The following is a 25971-nucleotide window of genomic DNA, read 5'->3' on the forward strand; positions in this document are numbered from 1 at the left end:
TCGAATGGATATCAAACGCAAGATTACCGAGGCGCAGGGCCTAACCCCTACCGAGCAGCAGCTCGGCATCTCGGCCCTCGCCATGGGCGAAGACATCCGCGGACTCTCCATTAAGGAGTTTGCCGCCCGCGCCAATGTTTCGGTCGCAAGCGTGCACCGTTTTTGCAAAAAGCTCGGCCTCGAGGGCTTTAAGGATCTCAAGGTCGAGCTCATCCGTCAGGCGACCGAGGCGGGTAACCGGCGCGAAGTGGACATCAACTTTCCCTTCGATGCCACGTCCACGCCTGCGCAGGTTATGGAGCGCATGGAAGGGCTCTACCAGACCACGCTGGCCGAGACGCAGGAGCTGCTCGACCCCGCACAGCTCGACCACGCCGCCAAACTGATCGCGAAGGCACGGCAGGTCGACATCTACACCGGCTCGCACAACCTCTATCCAGCGGGGATGTTCCGCGACCGCCTGCTCTCCGCCGGTAAAAGCGCGACGTGCCACGACGGTGTCGAGGCCCAGGTGCGAACGGCGCTCGCCTCGGATTCCGGCAATGTGGCGATCGTAATCTCCTACAGCGGCCTTGCGCCCAACCTCAAGGAAATCTTGCCGATCCTCAGCAGCCGACATGTTCCCGTCATTGTCATCGGCACACCTTATTGTGCGCGCCTGCACCCCGGCTTTGCCGCCTACCTCACGGTGAGCGACCACGAGAGCATGACGCACCGCATCACGCAGTTCGCCAGCCACATCGCCGTGCAATACGTGCTCGATTCGCTCTACAGCAGTTACTTCGCCAAAGACTACGCCCGCTGCGCCGAGTTCCTAGAGCGCTCGTTCCCCTACACCCGCCTGCCAGGACTCAAGTAGCAACAAGCGTGGATTTTCGGACACTTATCAAATGAGCGTGGATAATCTCCCACTTTGAGCCCCCACACAGGCCAAAAACGGGAGATTATCCACGCTCATTCTGGATGGTACATTTTCCTCCGTCCCCAAGGGATCCAAGCACCAGCTAAGACAACGCCGATGTCTTGGCACCGACAGCGAGCGGGTCGCATTTGAGACAAGGTGACGTGAAACGAAAGGGCGCTGACCTTCTGGTCGCGCCCTTGAAGTTGAACGTCAGATTGTCCAAATGCGGCCCGCGCAGCGTCGAGCTGTTACGGCGTTTGGTAAAACGCCGTAACTACTCCCGAGCTCCGTACTGCTCGTAGTAGGCATCGATGGCGGTCTTGAGCTCGTCATCGATGACGATCTTGCCGTCGATCTCGTGGTTGTAGAGGGTCTCGACGACCTCGGCCATGGAGACGATGCTCGCGACGGGGAAACCGTACTTGGCCTCGATCTCCTTCTGCGCGGTGGTCACGCCACCCTTGCCGACCTCCATGCGGTTGAGGGACACGATGAGGCCCTTGATCTCGACATCGGCAGCAGCCTTGACCTTGGGATAGGTCTCGTCGATGGACTTGCCGCTGGTGGTGACATCCTCGACCATGACCACGCGGTCGCCGTCCTGGGGCTCATAGCCCAGCAGGTTGCCCTTGTCGGCGCCGTGGTCCTTGGCCTCCTTGCGGTCGCAGCAGTACTTGACCTCCTTGCCGTACAGCTCGTGGTAGGCAATTGCGGTCACGACGGCCAGGGGAATGCCCTTGTAGGCCGGCCCAAACAGCACGTCAAAGTCGTCGCCAAAGTTATCGTGGATGGCCTGGGCGTAATACTCGCCCAGCTTCTTGAGCTGGTAGCCCGTCACGTAAGCGCCGGCGTTCATAAAAAACGGGGACTGGCGGCCGCTCTTGAGCGTAAAGCTGCCGAACTTAAGAACGTCGGACTCAACCATAAACTTGATGAACTCTTGCTTGTAAGCCTCCATGCGGGCTCCTCTCGTAATCGCGTACGTGCTTCACAGTTTAGCGCAGGTAGGACGTCGATGCGGGCGCGCTTTGAAGCCATGGCGCTCTGTAAGGGCTTTGTCAGGGGCGATGATTTTCCGAACAATGGGGTTGACACGTCAAACCCCCTCGTCAAAAATACCGGCGGATTGAAACGGGCACGAGATACCCAAAGCGCGCTGCGCCCGGCCTTAAGGAGGTGTGCCATGGAAGGCAGTCATAGTCGAAAAACCTGCATGTCGCCCTCGGCACGCCGCAAGGATTCCGCGCACGCATAAGCGCCAACAGCCGATCACCAAAATCACCACAAAGGTGCCTGTCCCTTTGTGGTGGTTCGTGAGCTTGACGTGAGCGACATCTAGGTTTTTTGCAACTCAATACGACACGTACGCTAACTCCCTTCAACAAGGAGGACCCTATGCTGATGCTCAAAACCGCCACGGTACTCGAAGCTATCTCCAAGCGCCGCCGCACGGCGCGCCCTGCCGCTCACACCGGCCTGTCCAAGAACACCATATTCGCCGCCACCCATAGCGCCGAGGACGCCCTCGTACTGCTCGACGCCACGACAAACGGCCTCACCGCCGAGCAGGCAACCGAGCGCCTGGACGCCTCCGGCCCCAACACCATCGAAGCACCGACCAAGACGCTCGCCCGCCGCATCGCCGACGCCTTCATCGATCCCTTCGCCGGCATCCTCGCCGCGCTCGCGCTGGTCTCGCTCTACATCGACGTGCTCGCCGTGCCCAAGCCGCAGCGCGACCCCTCCACGGTCATCGTCATCGGCATCATGCTGCTGGTATCGGGCGGCATGAAGTTTATCCAGGAAGCCCGCAGCGGCAATGCGGCCGAGGCCCTTAAGGACCTGGTCTCCAACACCTGCTGTGCCCTGCGCGACGGCGAGCACATCGAGATCCCCTTCGACGAGCTCGTCCCCGGCGATGTGATCCGTCTCTCTGCCGGCGATATGATGCCGGCAGATGCCCGCATCATCACCGCGCGCGACCTGTTTGTGATCGAGTCCGCACTCACCGGCGAGAGCGAGGCCGTCGAGAAGACCGCTGCCGCCACCGTCGTCGAGGGCGCCGACGGCTCCGCGCTGCCACTCTCCGCCTGCAAGAACATCGTCTTTACCGGCACCTCCGTGCAAAATGGCACCGCCATGGCACTTGTCGTTGCCACCGGCTCGGACACCTACCTGGGCGGTATCGCCAAGATGCTCAACGGGCGCAACGAGAAGAGCGCGTTTGACCGCGGCGTCTCGAACGTCTCCATGTTGCTCGTACGCCTCATGCTCGTTATGGCGCCGGCCGTCTTTGCCATCAACGCCGCCACCAAGGGCAACGTCATCGACGCGCTGCTGTTCGCCACGAGCGTGGCCGTGGGCATCACGCCGCAGATGCTTCCCGTCATCGTGACCACGAGCCTGTCGCAGGGCGCCAAGGACCTCGCCCGTCGCCAGGTTATCGTCAAGGAGCTGCCGGCGATTCAAAACCTCGGAGCGATGGACGTCCTGTGCTGCGACAAGACCGGCACCCTCACAGAAGACCGCATCGTGCTCGAGCGCTACCTCAACACCGATGGCAACGAGGACGCGCGCGTGCTGCGCCATGCTTTTTTGAACAGCTTCTTCCAGACCGGCCTCAAAAATCTTATCGACCTGGCCGTAATCGACCGTGCCGATGTGACACCCTCGACCGTCGCACCCGATTCCATGCTGGGCCAGAGCCTGCGCGACCGCTACACCAAGGTCGACGAGGTTCCCTTCGATTTCTCGCGCCGTCGCCTGAGCGTAGTTGTCTCCGATGCCCAAGGCAAAACCCAGATGGTTACCAAGGGAGCTGCCGAGGAAATGCTCGAGATCTGCTCTTTTGTCGAGGTCAACGGTATCGCCCGGCCGCTCGCCGAAGACAAGCTCGCCCAGATTCGCAAGCAGGTCGCCAATCTTAACGCCGAGGGCCTGCGCGTGATCGCCGTGGCGCAGAAGACCAACCCGCGCACCGTGGGCGAGTTTGACATCGCCGACGAGTGCGACATGGTGCTGATGGGCTTTTTGGCCTTCCTCGATCCGCCCAAAGCGAGCGCCGCGGGCGCCGTCGCCACCCTCGAGGCCAAGGGCGTGGCGGTGAAGGTCCTGACCGGCGACAACGACCGCGTCGCCGCCACCGTCTGCGAGCAGATCGGTATCGATGCGAGCAACGTTTTGCTGGGCTCCGAGATCGACGCGCTCGACGACGCCGAGCTGGCGGAGCGCGCCGAGCAGACGCATCTCTTCGCCAAGCTCTCGCCGCTGCAGAAGGCACGCCTGGTGCGCGTCACGCGCGAGGTGCTCGGCCATACCGTGGTCTTTATGGGCGACGGCATCAACGACGCCGCCGCCATGCGTGCGAGCGACTGCGGCATCTCGGTCGACTCCGCCGTCGATATCGCCAAGGAATCCGCCGACATTATCTTGCTCCAGAAGGACCTGGGCGTGCTCGAGCGCGGCATCATCGAAGGCCGTCGCACCTACGGCAACCTGCTCAAGTACCTCAAGACCACGGTGAGCTCCAACTTTGGCAACGTGCTGTCCGTGACCGTCGCGAGCCTGTTCCTGCCGTTTTTGCCCATGAGCGCCCTGCAGCTGGTGCTGCTGTCGCTGGTCTACGAGATCGTGTGCATCGCGCTGCCGTGGGACACCGTCGACGACGCCTGGACTGCCCGCCCGCGCGCCTGGGACGCCGCGTCTATCAAGGGTTTTATGCTCGAACTGGGCCCTGTGAGCTCGCTGTTTGACATCGTGACCTTCGCCGCGCTCTTCTTTGCGGTGTGCCCCGCCGCCGTGGGCGCGAGCTGGTCCGAGCTTGCCGCCGCGGGCAATGTTGCCGGCATGGCGACCTTTGCGGCGATTTTCCAGAGTGGCTGGTTCGTCGAGTCCATGTGGTCGCAGACGCTAGTGATCCACATGCTGCGCTCCCCGCGCCTGCCAAGCCCGCGCGACCACGCCGCACCTGCGCTGTGCGCGCTCACCGTGCTGGGCCTGGCACTTGTCACCTGGCTGCCGGCAAGCCCCATCGCCGACGCACTGGGCCTCATGCCGCTGCCGCCGAGCTTCCTTGCGCTGCTCATCGGCATCGTCGCCGCCTATATTGCGCTGACCCAGCTGACAAAGCGCCGCTTCATAGCCCGCCACGGCGAACTGCTGTAACAGACGGCCCTAAGGCAAAACCACCACAAAGGTGCCTGTCCCCTTTGCGGTGGTTTTGGGGCGTTACGAGGCGTTGGCCAGGCGGCTCCAGAGTTCATCGATATCGATCTGGTCGCCGCCGCTCAAGTAGCCGGTTCGAATAAAAGCCTCATTGTAGATATAGATGTCATGAGCGCTATCGCCATCGTCTTCGGTGTCGTCGGCCATAATCACGTAACGGTGGCCGTCAAGCGCTTTGACCAGCCAATACTGGGTATCATCGATCGTGCATTTCTCCTGCACCATCGCCGCATCGCCAATCGCGCCGATGAGCGCCCGCTCGCCCTTCGTATAGCCGCCCACCGAGAGCAGAATCGCGATGTTTTCGTCTCCGCCGCCCGGTTCAAGCTCCTCGTACTCGGACTCCGAAAGCGGTATCGCGCTGTTCGCAAGTTCGTCCACATCGTCCGAAACCTTGGAAAAGGTAAAAGCGAAAAATCCCGCGTCATCGACGGCGCCGTAGCCCACGTTCTCGCCTTGCCACTCATAATTTTGATGTTTGAGCAGGCGCACCAGATCGGCACCAGCCAAGTTGATCGCGGCATAGACCGTCACGTTGGCATTGTCGTCCACGCAGGCGGCGTCCGCCGTGCTCGCTGCTTTGGCGCCGCCCGTTGTGCCCGAGCAGCCAGCCAGCGCGCAAGCCGCCGCGCCCGCGCCCGCCACAAAAGCCGCACGGCTCATCGTCATCTCGTTCATCATGTTCGTCCCTCGCTATGCTATTGGCCGCATCGCACTTAGCCGAGCGCGCGCCCGGTCTTCTCCTGCCAAAATTCGTTAATCGTGGGGGCACCGCCGCCTTGGGTAAACGTACCGGTTTTGATGGCCTCCTCGGTAATGAGGTCCAGGCGGTAGTCGCCGTTTTCCATTGGGCTCACCATGGCAACGTGCCGCGCCATGTTGGAACCGTAGACGCACGCGATCCACGAGCCCGAGGTGATCTGCGCCCGGTCCTCAACCGGAACGGAAAAGCCCGCGATAACATCCTCGCAGCTCGAATAGCCCGCAAGCTGCAGCGTAAACATCACGGTACTCCCGGTGCCGCCCTTGTCGAGCTTTCCGATTTCGTCCTCACCGAGCCATTCGGTTGCGCCGTCCTTGCTGATATTGCAGACGCTGAGCACGCGGCCTGCCTCGTTCTCGTACATCTCGAGCGCATCTTGCCAGGTATAGCCCTGTTGCGACGCAAATTCCTGCAACTGCCAGCCCTTAAGCTCGAGCAATGCCGCGATGCTGATGTTGCGGTGTGCATCCCAGCAGTCATCCGACCACGTATCAAACGCATCCGTCGAGCCGCCGTCCGCATCCGAGCTGCCGCCCACATCGCCGGAATCGCCCGATGGCGAGCCCGCGTCCATCTTGTCCTTTACCGGGCGATCGTCGTTAAAACCCGTCGTGTCCTGCGCCTGCTGTCCACCGCACCCCGCAAGTGTCAGCAACGCCGTTCCCGCCGCCGCGACAAACGCCGTGCGCGAAATAACCGTCTCCCTCATCGTTGTTCCTTTCCCGTTTCTTATCACGGTGCCGAGCAACGCCTCGACACCGATCCTCCCGTAGCCCACTCACGCTATTGACGGGGCAGCTCCGTCCAGCCAAAACCGGGCTCAAAGCCATCGCGCGTGCCGATCACGTCGCCCGAGCCGTTCACCCAAGCTTGGTCCGCCATCACCGAAACCTCGACATCGGTACCGTCGGGCCTGGTGTAATGGTTGACCCCGCGAATAGCATCGGAATACGAGGCCACGCCCGTTCCCACACCTGCGCTGGAGAAATTGGCCGCGCTGGCGGCCATATTCGCGGCGTGTTGACGATCGCTGCGCTCAAACCAAGCCTGCTGGTAGCTGTCGAACGCCGCCTGCTGCGAGGCATGCATCTGCTGCCAGGCCGCGAACTGCTGTTGCTGCTGGGCGATGTTCATCTGCGTGCGCTGACGCTGCTCGAGCACCATCTGCTGCTTTTGAGCGCACGCTTCGCGCGCAATCGACGGGTTGAGCCGCAGGGTCGATGCCATTGAGGCAAGCGCCGTGGAGGCCGCCTCGTCCAGACGGCCTTCCGGCGCAACCAGGCAGAAGCTGTCCCTGATACGCCACTGCAACAGGTCTGCCGCGCCCAGCTTGAACGGCGGCCCGTCTGGGCAATCGCCCTGATCCGGAGCCTGATCTTTCGCGGCGCGCTGACCCGCCGCCGCAGCCGCCTGGCGCTCGCGCAGGCGCTTACCCAGAACGCCACCGATCAGTCCGCTCGAAAGGCCCGCGCCCAGCAGTGCCTCGGCCCCGGCGGCAACGCCTTTACCCACAGAACCCGCGACTCCACCGATCGAGACTACATAGCCCTCGACCTTTGCCGCCACTGCAAGCTCGGTAGGCGCCGGGACGCCCGCGAGCCGATATCGACGCATGCGGCACTCATAGACCACATCGCTCGGTTCCATCGAAAAGCCCTGAATCGCAAAGTCGTTTGCAGCCTCGCGCTTTACGCGAGCACGCTCATGTTCAATATCGCCTGCCGCGCTCGACGGATAGGGTTGCTCGGCCACAACCTCCGCCCGTGCGCCCAATTGCGCCGCGCAGGCTTGAGCTAACTCGTCGCACGCCGCCTCCACGTGCACAAACGCCTTGCGCTCGGTTTGCGTGGGGATACGCTTGGCAACAGCGCCCGCGTCCACGTAGCAGAGCTCGGAGCGATACATGATGCGTTCGCCCGCCGGGCCTGCCGCCGTCACGCCAACTGAAATCGGGCAGTCGAAACTACTGCTGCGCTCAAGATGCGCCTCTTCGATACGCCAACCCCGCGGCAGCGCCACTTGCGCGAGCGCCTGGCCGCCAGAGGCATCGCATGCGGTGTGGAGCTCAAGGTCGCCGACGCGGGGAGCATCCGCTGCGGCCACGTCGCGGACCGGCGACGCGGCGTCGGCATCCTGCATCGGCACATCGACCGGCGCGTTCGCGCTCGGCTCACAACCTTCGCCCGCGCCATCATCGGCAGCCGCCCCATTTGCGTGTTCCGCGACACCCGGGTCATCCTCAACGCTCTCAAGCCGAACACCGCAGCCCGGGCAAAATCGCACCGGCACGCCGGCGACCCGCGGCAGCTGCATCCCGCACGCCGGGCAGAATCTCAAATCACTCATCCCGTACACCCCTCATTTCATTGGCTGTTCTTGATGGCGGCTAGCTGTCGCCACAGTTCATCGGCACCGTCAAGGCGATATGCCGTCTTGTCGAGCACGATATTCCCGCCCTCGAACTCCACCGATTGCTCCGAGCCGTCTTCATAGACAAAGACGAGCGTGCGACCGGCATCGCTCATCCGCTCATCCACCGCACCTCCCACGGTACAATCGTCGAGCGCGGCAAAAGTCGATGCGACCAGCTCGGCATCGTCGGTCTCATAGACCGTCCGCGCCTCGCCGTCCTCGATAAGCTTGACTGCCACCGGATCGGCAGCACAATCGTTCAGCAACGCTTGCGCGGCGTTCTTTCCCTGGTCGGCACGGGCACCAAAGCCGTATGCCCGCACAAGCGTCACCGCCGCAGCAAGGACCACCACGGCGATAAGCGCGCCCGCAATTTTATTAGACGAGCAACCACGAGACGCCATAGGCCCACCCCTTCCGTTCTGCTCCGCTCAACATCACATTCATATGCCTTTGAGCGCCAAAACGGCAGGTGACAAATGTCTCATATTCATATTTTTGCAGGTAAAACCACCACAAAGGTGCCTGTCCCCTTCGTGGTGGTTTTGGCTAGTCTTGGGGTGTCCAGGACCAGAAGAAATTGATGAGGGCCACGCGCGAGGCGGCACCGGTCTTTTTGTTGATCGAGGCGATATGGCGGTAGAGCGTAGAACGCGAAAGGAAGAGCGCTGCCGCAACGTCCTGCACGCTGTCGTCCGATACGACCAGCGCCTCCAGTACATCGCGCTCGCGCTTGGTAAGTCCAAAGGCGGCTACAAAACCGTCGAGTCGATCGTCAAACGAAAGCTCCGGTGTCTCCAGGGACACCGTGTCGACCTGATCGGGCGCACGGCTCACGCCAAGATCGTCGGTGGCAAACGCCAGCCCGCTGTGCGCAGCCTCGGCCTCGGCACCCTGTCCAAACTGCCCCAGCAGCGAGATCGCAATGCCGACAAACAGCACGAGTACGACACCTACCGCCATTAGCACGTTTTGGCTCGAGATGATCGCCACCGCCGGCGCCGTCACAAGCATTGAGCAAATATTGTTGATGGCGCGGCCCATGCACGGCCACAAATACGACCAGCGCGCATACATCGAAATCGCGGCGAACTTCGCGGTGAAGAACACCACGAAAAAGCCCGTACCCAGGTAAAAGATAATCGTGGCAGCGAGCGCATTGCCACCGTTGCCATCGGTGATAAGCACGAAGAACGAGAGCGTGGACAGCATGGCGGCGCACGTCATGATGATATTCATATACGAGCGTCCTCGCAGGTCATACAGGGCGCCGGCGGCAAGCGCGCTCACAACCAGCAGCAAGCGCGGCCAGTCGCCCAGATCGATGGCGCCGGCGGCATGCGAGGTCGTAAGACCGGCGTTGAGAGCCGCGAATACGCCGGTAAGGCAGGCGGTCGCCACCGTCAAGCGCACTACGGCACCTTGGAAGGCCGCCTTTGCCTCGGGACTATCGCGCCACTTGGCGCCATGCTCCGACGCATCGACCGATAGCTCGGCAATCTCGGCTTCGAACTCGGGCGCGGACTCATCGCGTAATTTAGCTCGGCGGGTACCGTGAAGCAGCCCAACCAGCGCAATCGCACAGGCAATAAGGACAAACTGTTGAGGAATGCCCGCAGGCATCACCATATGGTTGAGCACCTGTACCAAAATGCCCGCAGCATAAGAAACCGCCACGGCACGTGCCAGACAAGGCGTCTGCGCAAAACGCCGCGCCAGATTGGCATGAGCGGTCGATCCGCAGTAGCCCAAGGCGCAGCACGCCACCAGACCGCCCGCAATCACAACCTGAAACTGCGCCGCCATAATCAGCAGCAGCAATGCCGACACCAGCAGCACGCCCGTCATATCGCTCGTTGCATCGATTGCCTGGGGACGGCGATAGTACAGGAGAGGACGCACAAAATAGCCAATCACGCTCGCGCCGACGACGATGCTTTCGTAGATAACAACCTCGTTCGCTGGCACAAACTCGGCCACGCGTACGTCAAAGAAGTACTCGCCGGCCAAAAACGTGAAAAAGAAAAGCGCCAGGCACAGAATCTCCCGTATGCCCCGGCGCAAATATGCGGTTGTGTCTCCCAGGTCCCTCATGGTAACCCCCACCCGCTTAGATGTCCGGAAAACCATTTTAATGGAGAACGGGTCTTACTACACACGCAATGCCGGAAGTATTACACATCAGACCTCTACCGCCCTCAACAGCAGTTGCGGTGGAATACGGACTGTTTACAGCCAAAAAGGCTGGATTTAGACCGTATTTCACCGCAACCAAAGGAGCCCTTCTCCGATCGCGCGCTCAGTTGCGGTGGAATAGTTCCTGTTTGTCCGGCTGAGGGCACTTTTTAGGAACTATTCCACCGCAACTTATTGAGGGACTGGGTTGCGTGCGATGGAGAAGGGGATGGAGGGATCGGAAGTGTTGGAGCTCGGGTGTTAGTGCTCGGGCGTCAGGATCACCAGGGCGTCGTGCTCAAAAGGATGCTGAGCCACGCGCACGGTGCCGTCACCGTTGTCGCGGACGGGCAGCTTGGCGATGCGCTTGTCCTCCATGTCGAGGACCGTCGCCGTCCAGTCGCGCGCACCGTCGAGCTTAAACTTGAGCGCCGTGGTACGCGGCAGGTACGTGACGACGCGATCGCCAACGCGCGCCACACGAATGGCCTCGCGCGCGTCATCGAGCAGCTCCTGCGCCGGAACCACGGCAAGTGCGTCATCGCCAGCCGTAGCGCCCAGGCCGGCAAGCACATGCTCGATCGCGCCAAAGTCCCAAACGCCCGCAAACTGCAGGCACTCCTGCCAGCGGAACGGCATATCGAAGCCCTCGCCCAGCACCGAGCCCTGGCTCTTGCTGGTCTGCCAGTTCCAAACGCCGTGCGCGCCATAGGTCACACCTGCACTGGCGCCGGCGAGGATCGACGACCACACGCTCGCGCGGCAGTCCTGCGCGGTGAACCGCCAGTACACGTTGCGCGAGGCGCCCATCTGCTCGTAACAGGGCTCGGAGTTGACCATCGGCTTTTTGGGATAGTTGGCGATAAAGTCCTGCGGCAGGCGCCAGGCCTCGGGCTGGCCCTCGTAGTTGTGGCCGGGCTGGAACATGTAGAAGTCCAGGCGGTCCAGGTACTGCAACGGAATGGTGCGGTTGCCGCGGTTGATATGCATGGTGCGCAACGCTTCGGGCGCGCGCTGGACAACTTCGTCGAGGGCATCCTCGTAATAGGCGATCGCCTCGTCGCTGGTAAAGTCGGTATCGCCCGTCACCACATAGACGGGGTCGAACTCGCCCAGGTTCTCGACGACGCGGGCAACGTGGGCGCGGACCTCCTCGCGCGGCATAACCTCGGCACCGCAACGCTCAGCAATCTTGGCGCCCCAGGTACCGGGCACGTAGTTGCACCACATAAGCACGAGCGCCGGACGAATGCCGTGTTCGACGGCAGCGCGGCACATGGCAGCAGCGCGGTCCCAGTACACTTGGTTGGGATGGGACCAATCAAAATGTACGCCGTCCTCGCTGGCATAGGGCCAAATACCCAAATCGGGGCAGCAGCGATCCCACTGCGGCAGCGTGTTGATCTGCAGCACGTTCATGCCCTGCTCGGCGCGACGGGTCAGATAGTAGTCCCAATCGGCCTCGGTAATGCTCGTAAACGCGCTCCAGCACGTATCGGCAAACCAAAAGAACGGTTTGGCCTCGCACAAAAAGCCGTCCTGACGACCGTTAACGGTCAGCTTTCCCAAACTCATCTGCATGCCCTTTCGTTTGATAAAGGAGTTGCGAACCGGCAGATTCTTTCGCGGTAACCCCGCGCGAAAGCCCCTGGCGCTTAGCAAGCCCCGGCGAGTAAGCGCCGCGCGCCCCCAATCAGTCTACCTTGTAAGAAGGGCCCCGCCGGGCTTACGCCTGACGGGGCCCTGTCGTGTAGGTAAGGTCATATGCGTCCGAATGGTTTGGCCTTAGGCCTCCATCTCGGCGAGCTCCTCCTTGGAGAAGCCAGTGGCAAAGACGACGGCAGCGGCGATGACAAAGGAGATTGCCATACCGACGATAGCCCAGACGGTGTTCATCTGGCCACCCTGCAGGTAGTTGGTGAAGACCAGGAAGTTGGAGGCACCGCCGGCCAGGTAGTAGGTAACACCCATGAGGCCGGAGAACACGGCGCCGATAGCACCGCCGATGAACATACCAAGCATGGTGCGACGGAAGCGCATAAGGATACCGAAGAGCGCGGGCTCGGTGACGCCGCCGGCGATGGCGGAGATGACGTAACCCAGAGCAAGACCCTTCTCGTCGGGGTTCTTCATCTTGAGGAAGGCACCGAAGGCGCAGCCCCAGACGGCGGCCATAGCGCAGTTGGTGGAAACGAAGACGAAGGGATCGTAGCCGGCAGCGATGATCTGAACCTGAGCGAGCAGGATGACGGGCATGTGCATACCGCAGACCACGAAGAGCTGCCAGAAGGCGCCGAGGACGGCCATGACGAGCAGGATACCGATGCCACCCATGTCAGCGAGACCGAAGAGGGCGTTAGCGATGAGGCTGCCGATCTCGTTGCCGAGCGGGGCGAGGACGATGAAGGCGATGGGGATGGTAACGATCATGGTGCAGAACGGCGTGAAGACCGTGGAGAGCACGTCGGGCATGACCTTCTTAAAGAACTTCTCGACGAAGTAGAGGACAGGCACCGAAAGGATAATCGGCAGGACGGACTGCTGATAGTTGGCAGCGGCGATCTGAATGCCGTAGACGGAGATGATTCCGCCGCCATCCTGGGTCGCGACACTCACGACGGACGGGGCCATGAGGGCGCCGCCGAGGAGCATGCCCAGAACCGGGGAGGCGCCGAGCTTCTTAGCGGCGGCATAGCCCAGGTAGATGGGGATAAAGGTGAACGTGGCCTCGTACAGGGTGGTGTAGAGGAACGTGTAGGTCGGATCGGTGTCAGAGAGAACGCCGAGCATGGTGGGACCGAGGACCGCAGCGATGGTGCGGAACAGACCGCCGGCCATGAGCAGCGGGATCAGCTGGGTCATGGAGCCCGACAGATAGTCGAGGATGATGTTCGGCAGGTTCTTGAGCTCGAACTTCTCCTTGGGAGCATCGAGGTTCTCGTCGACCGCGGCACCCTGCTTGACGCCGGACATGGCGACGAACTCGGCGAGCACCTTGGGCACGTTCTGGCCGATGATGACCTGGAGCTGGCTGCCGGCGAACTGGCAACCCAGAACACCCTTGACCTTCTTGATCTTCTCCACGTCGGCCTTGTTGTTGTCCTTGAGCGTCAGACGCAGACGCGTCATGCAGTTGGTGGCGACGGAAACATTCTCCGCACCGCCCACGAGCTCGAGGACATCGGTGGCAATCTGCTTGTTATCTACTGCCATGGGACCCCTCCCCATATCATCGTGTGCCTACTCGTTTGGGCGTAGGCACGCCTTTGGCTCGGCGACTATAACCCCTTACGGCCACCGAACCCTTGGATACGCTGTCGTAAACAATGCGTTTACTGAACGTTTACGGGCTTTAGTTTACACGGAACGTCTAATTTGTGGCAATTTTGCCGTCTGTAGTCCGGTGAACGGTAGGAAATCGGGGGTGAACGTACTTGAACGGTAAGGGATTGTCTATTTGACGCTCTGCTGCTAAATGCCTATTTACGTGGTCTTTTAATTTGGTAAACACCTCTATTCTTTGTTGACCCATCAACAAAAGCCCTGCTAAATGGTGATAAACGAATGTTTAGTAATTTGTTGAGTGTTCATTTTGACCGTTTACCGAGTTCATCTGCCTGTTCTGTAGCTCTGCATTAAACTAAACATGTTTAAGTTGTATTGCCGCTGATGTTTACCACTCGCGGCGCAGAGGAGGCAGCTCATGGAACTCAAATCGTGCACCTACGCAACCGTCACCACGCTGGGAGACTTTGGCCCCTGGATCAGCAAAGTCGTGCTCGACCTGCCGTGCACCGTTCGCGCCAACGATATCGATGCGCGCACCTTCCATATATATGTAGAGCGCCATGAACGCACGGGCGAGATCCTGATGCGCAAAGAGCGCGGCGCCGACCACGCCGCACCTTCCGTAGGCTATGTCGACGTCCTCGCCGCCTATCCGTGCGATGAGTGCGGACGCAAGCTCGCCTTTGGCACCCATGTGGCGCTCGAGATCGCCGAGCAGCGCCTGACCAAGAAGATCGAGGGCAGCGTGATGGGCTCGCGCTTGCTCGACGACCAGCTGCGCATCACGCAGCTCGCGGCCCTTCCCGGCAATGACGGTGACGATCCAACCTGCGGCCTGGTCTTTGACACCTGCCGCGGCGACATCTGTCCCGCGCTCAAGGGCTGGAGCAATGCCACGCAAAAGACCGCCGTCAACGGCATCGCGCTCGAGTACGGCTTCTTTGAGCCCAGCTTTAAGGCCGAGGACTCCGCCTGCTTCAACCCCTTCGCGCCCGAAACGACAGTCGTGCCCCAGAAGGCCCCGCTCGTGGTGTACCTGCACGGCGCTGGCGAGGGCAAGGGCGCTACGCAAGGCGAGGGCGCCACGCGCGCTTATATCGGCAACCGCGTGACGGCCATCAGCCAGGCGCAGATCCAACGCTACTTTGGCGGCTTTGCCTGGGTTCTCGTGCCGCAGTCGCCCACGTTTTGGATGGACAACGGCACTGAGCAGCTCGGCCACTCCAACCAGAGCATCTACTCCCCCGTCATTAAGGCGCTCATCGACGAGTTTGTCGCCGAGCATGCCGACCGCATCGACACCGACCGCATCGTGGTCGCTGGCCTTTCCAACGGCGGCTTTATGACGCTGCGCCTGTGCGCCGACTACCCCGAGTTCTTCGCCGCGGGCCTTCCCTGCTGCGCGCCGTGGTACAACGCCACGGACGAGGACGTTGCTGCCCTTGCCAAGACACCGCTGTGGTTTACGCACTCCAAGGGCGATGAGCTCGTGATACCGCAGGAGACCGTGCTGCCGCTCACGGCTCGCCTGCGCGCTGCCGGCGCCAACGTGCATCTCACCTACTTTAGCCATGTCGAGGACCTGACCGGGCGCTACCGCGAGGCCGACGGCTCGCCCAAGAAGACGTTCAACCACGGCGTGTGGATCCATCAATTCAACGACCTGTGTTATCAAGACTTCGACGGGGGCAACGTACTCATCGACGGCGAGCCGGTGGGCTGCTGGGAGTGGTCGGCCAGGGTCGACAGGTAATCTATCCCATCACGGGGCCGAGGGCTTACCTCTGAAAATGTCCTCGGGCATGCGGCCCGGTTGCACCACGCGCTTCGCGCTGTGCAACCGGGCCGCCCCCTGCGGAATATTTTCAGAGGTAAGCCCTCGGCCCCGCTGCGTTTCCGTTGCTGTTGACCCTGGGTGAGCGCTTCCGGCGGGCCGCCGGGTCGCGGGCGATGGGGGCGTGGGTCCCGTCTTGCCTTGCGCGTAACTGGCTGAAATGATTTTGGTTGGAGCTTTCTTATGACTCGCGATTTAACTCGGGTGATTGTTACTACTGATATGGAAGTCGATGATATGAACTCGCTCGTTCATTTGGCTCTGTATCTCAACTTGCTCGATGTGCAGGCTGTGGTGTATACGGCTTCGCAGTATCACTTTCTTGGGGATGGCGTCCATACGCTCGGCGAGGTGAATCCGCATTGGCGTACCAAGGGTCACCGTTCCTATGAGTGGGATGTGGTGCCTCATGAGCCTGATCCGCTTGCTGGGGAGCTTCGTGAGTATCGACCGTTTCCTGAGCATTGGATCGAGAGCCTCTGGAGCAATGAGTATGCCCAGGCCTGGCCTCAGCTGCAGGCTAATGCGGCCGCTGCCGGCGAGTCTCCGTTTCCCTCGCCTGCTCAGATGATTGAGCGTACGTTTGTGGGCAATGTTGCTTTTGAGGGCGATGTGCGTGAGGAGACTGAGGGCTCGCGCGCAATTGCTCAGGCGATTTTGGATGATGATCCGCGCACGCTGTGGCTGCTCAGCTGGGGCGGCATGAATACCATTGTTCGTGCGCTCATGAGCATTGCTGAGCGCTATCGTGATACGCCCGAATGGCCTTTCGTGCAGCAGCGTGTCTATCAGAAGGTGCGCGTGATGGGCGTCGCCGATGGCGTGGGGCAGGACAATTCTTGGCTCGACCATGGGCATGAACTCTTCCCCGATCTCATCTTTTGGTGTGTGCCCTATATGTATGGCGGCTACGTTGACGCCAAGATGGCTCAGCCCGATACGCTGCCGCTGTTCCAGGCTCCCTGGCCCGAGCAGAGTCTCACGCAGGACAACGGTCCCCTCATGGCGCGCTATATGCTCTATGGTGATGGCAAGGTCTACGAAAACGAGCCCGAGCGCTTTCAGTTTGGCAAGCATGCGCGCTTGGACTGGGGCCTGGAGGGCATGCCTGCGATGCAGTTTGAGCGCGGCGACTTTATGGCCGAAGGCGACTCAATGACCTATATCCCGCTGCTGCCGTTTGGCCTGCGCGGCATCGATAACCGCGACTTTGACACGTTGCTCGGCCGCATGTTCCTCGACGGGCATCCCGACTCGGACGCACCTGCCGGCTTTGCAGCCATAGGCACGCCCGTCGATGGCAATCCTAATCCCTATCTGCGCGCCTATCAGGAAGACTTCGCCGCCCGCGCGCAGTGGTGCGCCCACGAGCCCGCGGCCTGCTCGCATCCGGCATATGTTGCCGAGGTCACGGGCGACATGAGCGCCGCAGCCGGTGAGCGCGTTGACCTTGCAGCGACCATCGTCGACCCCGATGGCAGGGGCTTCGATGCTCATTGGAATGTCACCATGGGACCGTCGCGCTATGCAGGCGCTCAAGATCTGTCGCTGTGGCAGGAATGCGCGGTGAGCACCGCTTTTATCGTACCCGCCGACGCGCAGCCCGGCGACCGCTTCGTGCTCACCCTTACCGTGCAGACGCGCGCCGAGCGCCCCTGCAGCCGCTACGCCCAAGTTGCCGTGACCGTGGCATAGCAAGGACGGCGCCCACATTCGGCATGGAGTGTCCCCAACCGCCACTCATTTAAGTACGTCCCCAATGAGTGGCCGAAGACTGCCCCCAACGACTAGTCGTTTAAGAACGTCCCCGATGACTACCCAGAAGTTGCGGTGGAATAGTTCCTGTTTGGCCTTCTATGGCCCACATTTAGGAACTATTTCACCGCAAGTTATTTGGGGATGAAAAATGGGCCATGTGTCCCAGTTGTAGAGACTCGTTGAGCCATCTGGGTATCGTGAAAGATCGCGCACTCCCCCATCATCAAAAGTGACACACGCTACCTGTTGATGGGAGGCAACCATGGGCTTCTTTGACAAGATGTTCGAGAAGAAAGAGTGCGCGATTTGCGGTACCGAGCTGGGACTCTTGGGAAAGACCAAGATCAGCGAAGGCTACCTGTGCAAAGAGTGCGCCGGCAAGCTCTCCCCCTACTTCCACGGCTATCGCTCCAGCACCGCGGACGATATCCGCGAGCAACTCGCCTACCGCGAGGCCAACGCCGAGCGCCTGGCCTCGTTCAACCCCACGCGCACGCTCTCTGCCGGGCGCACCAACATCATGCTCGATGAGGACGCGGGCCTGCTAATCATCACTTCGCAGAGCCGCTGGCGCGACGCCAATCCCGACATCATCGAGTTCTCACAGGTACTCGGCTGCGATATGGATATCGACGAGCATCGCACCGAGATCTATCGCGAGACCAAGGACGGCGAGCGTGAGAGCTACAACCCGCCGCGCTACGACCTGGATTACGATTTTAATCTGACCATCCACGTCAACACGCCGTACTTTACCGAGATCAACCTGCGCGTGAACGACTCCACCATCGGTCAGCGCGGTTCCATCGAATACCGCGAGGCCAAGCGCCAGGCAACCGAAGTTCGCGACGCGCTGGTACAGCTGCGCCAGGAAACGCGCGACAGCGTCGTGGCCGCCAAGGCCCCCAAGACCGCGGTCACCTGCCCCTTCTGCGGTGCAACCACCATTCCCGATGCCAGTGGGCGCTGCGAATACTGCGGCGGCGCCATCGGCGCATAGCCTCCGGCACGGAAAGGACCGATCATGGCCTTTGAGAGCGTCAACTATCAGTGCCCCGCGTGTGGCGGTCCCCTTCACTTTGCCAGTGCCGAGCAAAAGCTCGTCTGCGACTACTGCGATTCGCGTTTTGAAGTCGAAGAAGTCGAGGCCCTCTATCGCGAGCGCCAGGACAAGGCAGATGCCAAAGCCGATGCCGCAGCCGCGGCCCCCAAGCCTGCTGTCGACGATGCCGTGCAGGAGCTGGCTCAAAACGCCGGCTACATCTGCTCATCGTGCGGTGCCGAGCTGGTCTCGGACGGCACTGTCGCCGTTACCACCTGCCCATACTGCGGCAACTCCGCCGTGGCACCCGGCCAGCTCTCGGGCGACTTCTCACCCGACCTGGTGATTCCGTTTAAGCTCGGGCGCGACGATGTCATGGCCGCGCTCAAAGACCACTACAAGGGCAAGATCCTGCTGCCCAAGAGCTTTGTCACCGGCAACCACATCGACGAAGTCCAAGGTGTCTACGTGCCGTTTTGGCTCTACGGTGCCCACGTGGACGGCGAAGTGCACTTCGATGCGACCAACGAGACTGTAACCGAGGAATCCGACCGCACCGTCACGACCACCGACCACTACGACGCCTACCGTAAGGGCAATATCTCGTTTGAGCGCGTGCCCGTCGACGGATCGTCCAAGATGCCCGACGGCCATATGGACGCCATCGAGCCGTTTGACTACGACGCGCTGTGCCCGTTTTCGGTCGCGTATATGCCCGGCTACATCGCCAACCGCTACGACGAAGATTGCGAGACCTGCAAGGCACGTGCCGAGCGCCGCATGGAGGAGAGCACGATCTCGGCCCTGCGCGAGACTGTTGTCGACGAATATGACGATGCCACGGTCGAAAGCAAGCAGCTCGACTACACCTGGGAAGACAGCGACTACGCCCTGTTCCCCGTGTGGATGCTTTCCACTTCGTGGAACGGCAAGAGTTACCTGTTTGCCATGAACGGCCAGACCGGCCGCATGGTCGGCGAGCTCCCCTGCTCCAAGCCCAAGCTCGTCATCGCCTCGGTGCTGTTCTTTGTGATCGGGTTTGTCCTCTCCCAGATTCTCTTTATGGGTGGGAATGCCTTCGATCCGGATTACCTCACCTTTGATGTCGAGGGCATCCTCATCAACATCGTCGCGCCGTTGATCATCGTGGTCATCGCAGACGTGCTGCTGGTAGGCCAGCTCAAGACGGCCAACGAGGCGACCCACGCCGATGAGTACTGCGGTGAGCTCGACCTGGTCGAGAAGCACGACACCTTCAGCCACACCGAGACCACCGTTGTCATGAAGGACGACAAGGACGACTAAGCAATCCAACCAATACCACCCGGACTTTGACGAGAAAGGAAGATCACCATGGGACTCTTGAAAGCTGGATTGGGAGCTGCCGGCGGCGTCATGGCCGACCAGTGGAAGGAATATATCTACTGCGAATCGATGCCTGCTGACGTCTTGGCCTGCAAGGGCGTCAAACGAACCGGCGGCCGCAGCTCCAACACACACGGCGAGGACAACGTCATCTCCAACGGCTCCGTCATCGCCGTCAACGACGGCCAGGGCATGCTCGTGGTGCAAAACGGCAAGATCATCGAAGTCGCACTGGAGCCCGGCGAGTTCGTCTTCGATACCGGCAGCGAGCCAAGCGTCTTTAGCGGCAACCTGGGCGACTCCATCAAGGAGACCTTCGCCAATATCGGCAGCCGCTTTACCTTCGGCGGCGACGCGGGCAAGAACCAGCGCGTCTACTTCATTAACACCAAGGAGATTATCGGCAATAAGTACGGCACCGCCTCGCCCGTGCCCTTCCGCGTGGTCGACAACAACATTGGCCTGGACGTCGACATCTCCGTGCGCTGCAACGGCGAGTATTCGTACCGCATCACCAACCCGCTGCTGTTCTACACCAATGTATGCGGCAACGTGACCGATAGCTACACGCGCGACAAGATCGACAGCCAGCTTAAGTCCGAGCTGCTCACCGCCCTGCAGCCCGCCTTTGCCAAGATCTCGGAGATGGGCATCCGCTACAGCGCCATCCCCGGCCACACCACCGAGCTCGCCCGCGCGCTCAACGAGGTCCTCTCCGCCGACTGGCGTGACCTGCGCGGCGTCGAGATCGTGAGCTTTGGCGTCAACTCAATCGCCGCCTCGCAAGAAGACGAGCAGATGATCAAGGACCTGCAGAAGGCCGCGGTCATGCGCGATCCCACGATGGCGGCCGCCAATATCGCCAGCGCCCAGAGCGACGCGATGCGTGCGGCAGCAGCCAACCCCAACGGCGCGATGGCCGGCTTTATGGGCATGGGCATGGCAGGCGGCATGGGCGGCATGAACGCCAGCCAGCTGTTCGCTGCCGCCAGGCGCAGCAGCAGGCCGCCCCGCAACCGGCTCCGGCCCCCGCCCCCGCACCGGCTCCCGCCGCCGCGCCTGCGGCCGGCACGTGGACCTGCAGCTGCGGCGCCACCAACACCGGCAAGTTCTGCCCCGAGTGCGGCAGCCCCGCGCCTGCCCCGGCACCGGCCAAGTGGTTCTGCCCCAACTGCGGTAGCGAAAACGGCGGCAAGTTCTGCAGCAACTGCGGAACGCCCAGGCCCTAGCCCCTCTATCTGGTAATTGGCGGGGGATCCGCCGCCCCCGCTCCTGCTTCTATGGGTTTCGTTCGATTAAGGGGGACACCATGAAGACAACGTTCAAAAAGTCCGTGCTCGCATTCCTGACATGCGTCCTGGCGCTCGCCTTTGCCCTGACGGGCTGCAGCGGCGGCGCCAAAGACCCCAAGGCCGACTTCGTCGGCAGCTGGGAGCTCTCGGGTGGAACCGTGGATGGCGAAGAGCTGACCGATGAGTACATGAAGATGCTCGAGGATTGGGGTGTCCACTGCGTCCTGATTCTCGATGAGGACGGTACAGGCGCCCTCGACCTGTTCCTTGAGGTTGTCGACCTTAAATGGGAGGCAAAGGACGCCACCACCGTAACGATCACCGCCGAAGATGAGTCGCACGACATGAAGCTCAAGGACGGCAAACTCATCCTCGAAGAGGATGACGGCAACCTCGTCTTTACCAAGTCCGACAAGGATCTGTCCGGCACGGTGAAGAAGGATCGCGAGGCTGCCGAAAAGGAAGAGGAGATCGATGAGGCCGTCGAAGACGACGACGTCCAGCGCGCCGAAATCTCCCCCGCCGTCACCGTCGCCGATGACGATCTGTGCACCATCACCGTCACCGAGAAGTTCAAGGACGACTGGGGCGACATCGGCTTTGTCGTCAACATCACCAACAAGAGCGACAAGGACCTGACCTTCTACGCTCCCAGCGGTAAGACCAACGTCAACGGCACCATGAAGGAACCCTGGTTCTCGGCTCACCTGATGCCCGGCACCAACGCCACCGAGGAATTCACGTTCTCGAGCGGCGAGCTCGATAGCCTCGACGACCTGGTCAACACGACCATTGGCATCGACGCCTACCTGACCGATTCCTACGAGGACGTCGCCTCCTACAGCGCAACCATCGCGTAACGGCATGTAACATCAGCCGCGGATTGGCGGACACATCCGCGCACACCAGACGGGGCCGCAGGAGTTAATCCTGCGGCCCCGTCGCTTTTATGCCGATGCGTACCGAGCGTTAGCGCTCCATGTTGGGAACAATGCTGCCCTCCGTTACCGCGTGCACGGCCAGGCGCATGATGTTGTCGTAGCCGGTCTTGTTGAGAATCTCCGAGATGCGGCGCTTGATGGTGCCCTCGCTCATAAACAGCTCGGCCGCGATCTCGCGGCGGCTTTTGCCCTCGCAGGCAAGGCGCAAGATCGACAGCTCGACATCGTCGAGGGCCGCCGTGCCCGAGAAGATGCTCTCGGGCGGCTTGGGAAACGTGCAGTAACCCGCCAGCGTGGAGCGCATCACGGCGAATAGCTCGTCGATACCGACGTTCTTGTACACAAAGCTGTCGACGCCCGCCTCGCGCGCCTGGTCCACAAAGGTGATTTCGGGCATACCCGTCATGATAATGACGCGGCACTCGGGCAGTTGTTCTTTAATGCGCGCCGCCGCCACGATGCCGTTGGAATCATGCTCGGTGCATACGTCCATCAGTATCATGTCCGGGCGCTCCTTGAGCGCGACACCCAAGGCCTCGGAAGCATCGGCAATGGCGGAAACAACGGTCATATCGGGCTGGTCGCCAACGGAACGCGCCAGGCTCTCGCGCAGGATGGCCTGGTCTTCGACTATAAGGACGCGGATCATGAGCTTCTCCTTTGAGCTGTGGCGCTGGCGTTGAGCGGGATGGACACCGCAAGCGTAAAGGGCGGGGCGGCATGGATTTCCAGACAGCCGCCCAGATCTTGCGCGACATGCCTCATACCTGGGATACCCGTTCCCTCGCGATACGATACGGGTGCAGGCGCGCCGTCGTTTGATACCGTCATGTGGGCAATGGCACCGCCATCCGACCCCTCCTGCCACAGGCGCACTTGGACTTGGTGAGCCTGCGCATGCTTGGTGGCATTGGTCGACGCCTCGCGGATAATCTGCAAAAAGGCGGCAGCGACGTGTGCATCGTCCGGAAGCGATCCATCCACATCGATCTGCACGCTCACCAGGCCAAAGGCATGAACGATATCGCCGAGCTGCTCCGCCGGCTCGCTGTCGCCACCGCTACGCAGGTCGGCGGCAATCGAGCGCAGCAGCGGGTCAATCTGCTCGAGCGACTTGTCATCCAGACGCCCCTCCTCCAAGTATCGATGGAGAATGGACAGGCGCTGCCCGATCACGTCGTGTACGCGGGCGCGCATACGCAGGTAGGCCGCATTGTCGGCAACCTTTTTGACTTCTTCGATCTGGGCCTGGAGCTCTTGGCCCGCAAGCTCGAGCAGGTGGTTGGCCTGCGCCAGACGGTCGTGGGCATGTGCGTACTCCGTCACGTCCAAGCCGATAATGCGCTCAAAGGGGCGGCCCGAAACCATAACCTCATCGCACGCGAACAGACGAATCTCGGAGGGGGAAACCTCGACCACCGCACGTGCCTCCCCAAAGCGGTCCAGGTCGATTCGAACGCGGTTTTTGCTGCTCTCGGGCATCTGCGCACTGAGTTTTCGAAGACCGCCCCACGCATCGCTCATGTCGTGCAGGTCGGTGGGCATGTGAAGCTCCACAAGGTTCCTGCGCATGCAGCGATTCATGAGCAGAGGGCGGCCCTTCGAATCCAGATACAGAATGCCGACGGGGATCACGTTAATAGTCTCGATCGTCGAAAACGCCGTGATGTCCTCCTGGCGGTTGCGCACGTCCATCAAAAGCGCCGCGACGGAGCGGAACAGGAAGAACGCGCCCTCCGCGATAAGGACTGCGGGCCACGCCGAACCCATGACGTAAACAACCGGCGGCGTCGCGGCGGCAACAAGCAGCAGCTCAACCATCATGACGGGACGACGATAATGCACCATAAGGACTACGCCATAGGCGGCAATCGCGGCGTTGAGCCATAGCAGCGCGCCCGCCGCCTCGGCGACGACATAGAGCGGCGCCACCAGATACGACCCGCTCGACGCGAACAAGATGACGGCCGAGATAATCAAGTGCAGCACAAGGCTCGACTCATAGACGCAAATCACTTTGCGGTTGTAAGACGAACGACGCGATGCGATGCGATGAGCGGAACATGGATGGTCTGCAGGCATGCCACCAAGGCAAAGAGCACATCGAGCGCAACGATCTGGGGAAGGATAAGCGGCATCTGCATCATCACTCACCCGCCCGCGGCATCAGCACGATCATACGCAGCTGACCGGCCTCGCCCTCAAGACGATACGCCACGTTACGCCCCTGCAGTGCAACCTCGAGCTCGTGCGCGGCGGGCGTCTGCGACAAGTCTTCCTCGTCGTTGGAAAAGAGTGTGGCACGCAGCTCCACGCTGCACGAATCGTGTTCGCTCAGATGGTACATGAGTGCCGGATGATCGGTGGTGTAGGCGAAAAACGCAAAGTCATACACGCAGTCGTACAGCGCGCTTACCGTACTGGCATGCATCGGACGCTGTATGGCGATGATCGAAGCGCAGTCGACATCGATGGTGCGCAAGTCACTTGCCAGCTCGTTGGCAATGAGTTGGATGCGATCGCGGTCAAATCCGCTTTCCCCATGCTGCGCCAACGTGAGCGAGCCCTTGCGTTTGCAATAGGCGACGAGCATCTTGGCACATTGCAGCATGCGATAGCGCTCATGCGAGGATGCCTCATCGGTTAACGGCGGCAGCGAGCCCAGCAGCCCATACATCTCATCGAGCGCGCGGGCAAGCGCCTGGTCGACATCTTTGACCAGCAAGGCCTCGGCCTCCTGGTCGGCAAGATGCGTCTTAAGATCGTAGTCGGTCGTAAGTAGCTCGTTTTGGCGCTGCAATTCCATGCGCCGGTACGCCAGCTCGCGATTGAGCTCGTTGAGCTCCGATACGTCTTGGGCGAGCAATGCCGATCCGCCTAGCAGTGGGAAGGCGCGGTACATCACATCGGGATCGGACGCCACGGTAAAGGCGTGGGCATGCCCGTGCTCCTGAGCGCGCAGCTCTTCGCGCACACCCGCCGGAATCGGCTTTGATACCGGCGTGGCATAGACTTCCTGCAGGTCGCGCGTTATAACTTTAAGATCGAGCGGCAGGGTGGCGAAAATGTTGGCAATGCCGTGGTACGACGGAATGACGCCGCAATCGAGGCAAATCTCGAGCGTCACCACGCACAGCACGCAATAGACGAGCGAAAAGTTGAGCTTCCATGCCCAAGGCACGCGCAGGGCGTACGAAATGGCAAAGAACGCGCCGCCCAGCAGCACGAGTGCCGCCGTGCCCGAAAAACGTCGGATACGGAAGGACGATGACCGACCCACCAAAATGAAAAAGGCGACAAAGTTAAAGGCCGTCCATATCAGAACGGCAAAATAGCCCCAGCCGTACGTGTAATCGTTACTCCAGGTTTCACTCGAGCGATCGAAATGAAAGACCTGTTGGTGAAAATCGTTGGTAAGCACAAACCCAATGAGCAGGATGGCCGCGATCCACAGGGCTGTGCGGTAGCGGCGACCCGCACGATGTTGCTCCAACCCTGCAAGGCGCAGGCCGCACAGCTGGTAGAGGAGCGGAATGAGCGTCATGGGCACGTAGTACAGGTACCACAGCACGGTGGCATAGAACGGCGTGAACGACTTGTACTTGAGGATGACCTCGATCATCCACAAGGCGCTGATGGTGGCAACGGCAACGAGGCGCCGGCGCAAGACGTAATCCAGACAGCGCAGATAGACCAGCACACCCCAGATTGAGAACGCGACGGCAGCGAGGAGCAGCGGAATCGAGCTCGAATGGATAAGCCCGTCCACGACTTCTTTGGACACCTCGTTATAGATGGGCACGGTGTTGGAGAGCTTGGGATCGGAAGCGAATGACGCCGGCAAGACCGCCAAAAGCAGAAGAAACAGTGCGGTTATGACGCCGGCAATGACGAAGGCGCGGCGACGGTACACCAGGTGCGTTATGCCAACGAGGAATCGCGGCATGGCTAAGAGCCTGCCGCCCCTGGGATC

At 61.1% G+C, this 25971-nt stretch carries 20 protein-coding genes; 8 read left to right on the forward strand and 12 right to left on the reverse strand.

The features are described 5' to 3' along the window. Positions 1-4 precede the first annotated feature (4 nt). On the forward strand, positions 5-859 hold the full coding sequence (locus tag I1969_RS03515) for a MurR/RpiR family transcriptional regulator (RefSeq protein ID WP_195232901.1): 855 nt from the start codon (positions 5-7) through the stop codon (positions 857-859). 319 nt (positions 860-1178) lie between these two features. Here the strand turns inward: I1969_RS03515 and pyrE are convergent, their stop codons facing one another. Beyond that, positions 1179-1862, reverse strand: a complete 684-nt coding sequence (gene pyrE / locus I1969_RS03520; protein ID WP_195232903.1) for an orotate phosphoribosyltransferase — start codon at positions 1860-1862, stop codon at positions 1179-1181. A gap of 437 nt (positions 1863-2299) precedes the next feature. On the opposite strand from pyrE, the gene mgtA reads away from it, so the two are divergent. Next, positions 2300-5068: a magnesium-translocating P-type ATPase gene (mgtA, locus tag I1969_RS03525; protein ID WP_195232905.1), complete on the forward strand. Its 2769-nt coding sequence runs from the start codon at positions 2300-2302 to the stop codon at positions 5066-5068. A gap of 63 nt (positions 5069-5131) precedes the next feature. On the opposite strand, the gene I1969_RS03530 is transcribed toward mgtA, so the two are convergent. From I1969_RS03530 to I1969_RS03560, 7 genes are all read right to left on the reverse strand, one after another. Then, the gene (locus I1969_RS03530) at positions 5132-5809 is read right to left on the reverse strand and encodes a hypothetical protein (RefSeq protein ID WP_195232907.1); all 678 of its coding nucleotides are present in this window, start codon (positions 5807-5809) and stop codon (positions 5132-5134) included. 35 nt (positions 5810-5844) lie between these two features. Continuing rightward, positions 5845-6600 carry a hypothetical protein gene (locus tag I1969_RS03535; protein ID WP_195232909.1) on the reverse strand — a complete coding sequence of 252 codons (756 nt, stop codon included), beginning with the start codon at positions 6598-6600 and terminating at the stop codon, positions 5845-5847. 74 nt (positions 6601-6674) lie between these two features. Then, positions 6675-8237, reverse strand: coding sequence for a hypothetical protein (locus I1969_RS03540; RefSeq protein WP_195232911.1), 1563 nt, complete (start codon positions 8235-8237; stop codon positions 6675-6677). A gap of 17 nt (positions 8238-8254) precedes the next feature. After that, positions 8255-8707 (reverse strand): hypothetical protein, encoded by a 453-nt coding sequence (locus I1969_RS03545; RefSeq protein WP_195232913.1) that lies wholly within the window; start codon positions 8705-8707, stop codon positions 8255-8257. A 145-nt stretch (positions 8708-8852) separates the two neighbouring features. After that, positions 8853-10397 carry a helix-turn-helix transcriptional regulator gene (locus tag I1969_RS03550; protein WP_195232915.1) on the reverse strand — a complete coding sequence of 515 codons (1545 nt, stop codon included), beginning with the start codon at positions 10395-10397 and terminating at the stop codon, positions 8853-8855. Between the two features lie 342 nt (positions 10398-10739). Then, entirely contained in the window at positions 10740-12053 is a 1314-nt protein-coding gene (locus I1969_RS03555; protein WP_195232917.1) for an apiosidase-like domain-containing protein, read from the reverse strand. A 210-nt stretch (positions 12054-12263) separates the two neighbouring features. Further along, positions 12264-13691 (reverse strand): PTS transporter subunit EIIC, encoded by a 1428-nt coding sequence (locus I1969_RS03560; protein WP_195232919.1) that lies wholly within the window; start codon positions 13689-13691, stop codon positions 12264-12266. 490 nt (positions 13692-14181) lie between these two features. Here I1969_RS03560 and I1969_RS03565 point away from each other — a divergent pair, with 490 nt between their 5' ends. From I1969_RS03565 to I1969_RS03590, 6 genes are all read left to right on the forward strand, one after another. Beyond that, positions 14182-15519: a prolyl oligopeptidase family serine peptidase gene (locus tag I1969_RS03565; protein WP_195232921.1), complete on the forward strand. Its 1338-nt coding sequence runs from the start codon at positions 14182-14184 to the stop codon at positions 15517-15519. Positions 15520-15783: 264 nt separating this feature from the next. After that, positions 15784-17295 (forward strand): nucleoside hydrolase-like domain-containing protein, encoded by a 1512-nt coding sequence (locus I1969_RS03570; RefSeq protein ID WP_195232923.1) that lies wholly within the window; start codon positions 15784-15786, stop codon positions 17293-17295. A 325-nt stretch (positions 17296-17620) separates the two neighbouring features. Beyond that, positions 17621-18358 (forward strand): DUF4428 domain-containing protein, encoded by a 738-nt coding sequence (locus I1969_RS03575; RefSeq protein WP_195232925.1) that lies wholly within the window; start codon positions 17621-17623, stop codon positions 18356-18358. A 24-nt stretch (positions 18359-18382) separates the two neighbouring features. Further along, positions 18383-19705 (forward strand): hypothetical protein, encoded by a 1323-nt coding sequence (locus I1969_RS03580; protein WP_195232928.1) that lies wholly within the window; start codon positions 18383-18385, stop codon positions 19703-19705. A 48-nt stretch (positions 19706-19753) separates the two neighbouring features. After that, positions 19754-21010, forward strand: a complete 1257-nt coding sequence (locus I1969_RS03585) for an SPFH domain-containing protein (RefSeq protein WP_229028232.1) — start codon at positions 19754-19756, stop codon at positions 21008-21010. A gap of 64 nt (positions 21011-21074) precedes the next feature. Continuing rightward, a complete protein-coding gene (locus I1969_RS03590) occupies positions 21075-21917 on the forward strand; it encodes a hypothetical protein (RefSeq protein WP_195232929.1) in 843 nt (280 codons plus the stop codon). Positions 21918-22026: 109 nt separating this feature from the next. Here I1969_RS03590 and I1969_RS03595 read toward each other — a convergent pair whose 3' ends face one another. From I1969_RS03595 to I1969_RS03610, 4 genes are read right to left on the reverse strand one after another with little or no spacing between them, the layout of a single operon-like run. Then, positions 22027-22647, reverse strand: coding sequence for a response regulator transcription factor (locus I1969_RS03595; RefSeq protein WP_195232932.1), 621 nt, complete (start codon positions 22645-22647; stop codon positions 22027-22029). Further along, complete coding sequence (locus I1969_RS03600; protein ID WP_195232934.1) at positions 22644-23987, reverse strand: sensor histidine kinase; 1344 nt, start codon at positions 23985-23987, stop codon at positions 22644-22646. The genes I1969_RS03595 and I1969_RS03600 overlap by 4 nt, the downstream gene beginning before the upstream one ends. 23 nt (positions 23988-24010) lie before the next feature. Then, positions 24011-24148: a hypothetical protein gene (locus tag I1969_RS03605; RefSeq protein ID WP_195232936.1), complete on the reverse strand. Its 138-nt coding sequence runs from the start codon at positions 24146-24148 to the stop codon at positions 24011-24013. Then, positions 24145-25944, reverse strand: coding sequence for a histidine kinase N-terminal 7TM domain-containing protein (locus I1969_RS03610; RefSeq protein ID WP_195232938.1), 1800 nt, complete (start codon positions 25942-25944; stop codon positions 24145-24147). Before I1969_RS03610 ends, I1969_RS03605 begins: the two co-directional genes overlap by 4 nt. Between the last annotated feature and the right edge of the window lie 27 nt (positions 25945-25971).

Origin of the sequence: Collinsella aerofaciens (assembly GCF_015548375.1) — a bacterium.
Lineage (GTDB): Bacteria > Actinomycetota > Coriobacteriia > Coriobacteriales > Coriobacteriaceae > Collinsella > Collinsella aerofaciens_AB.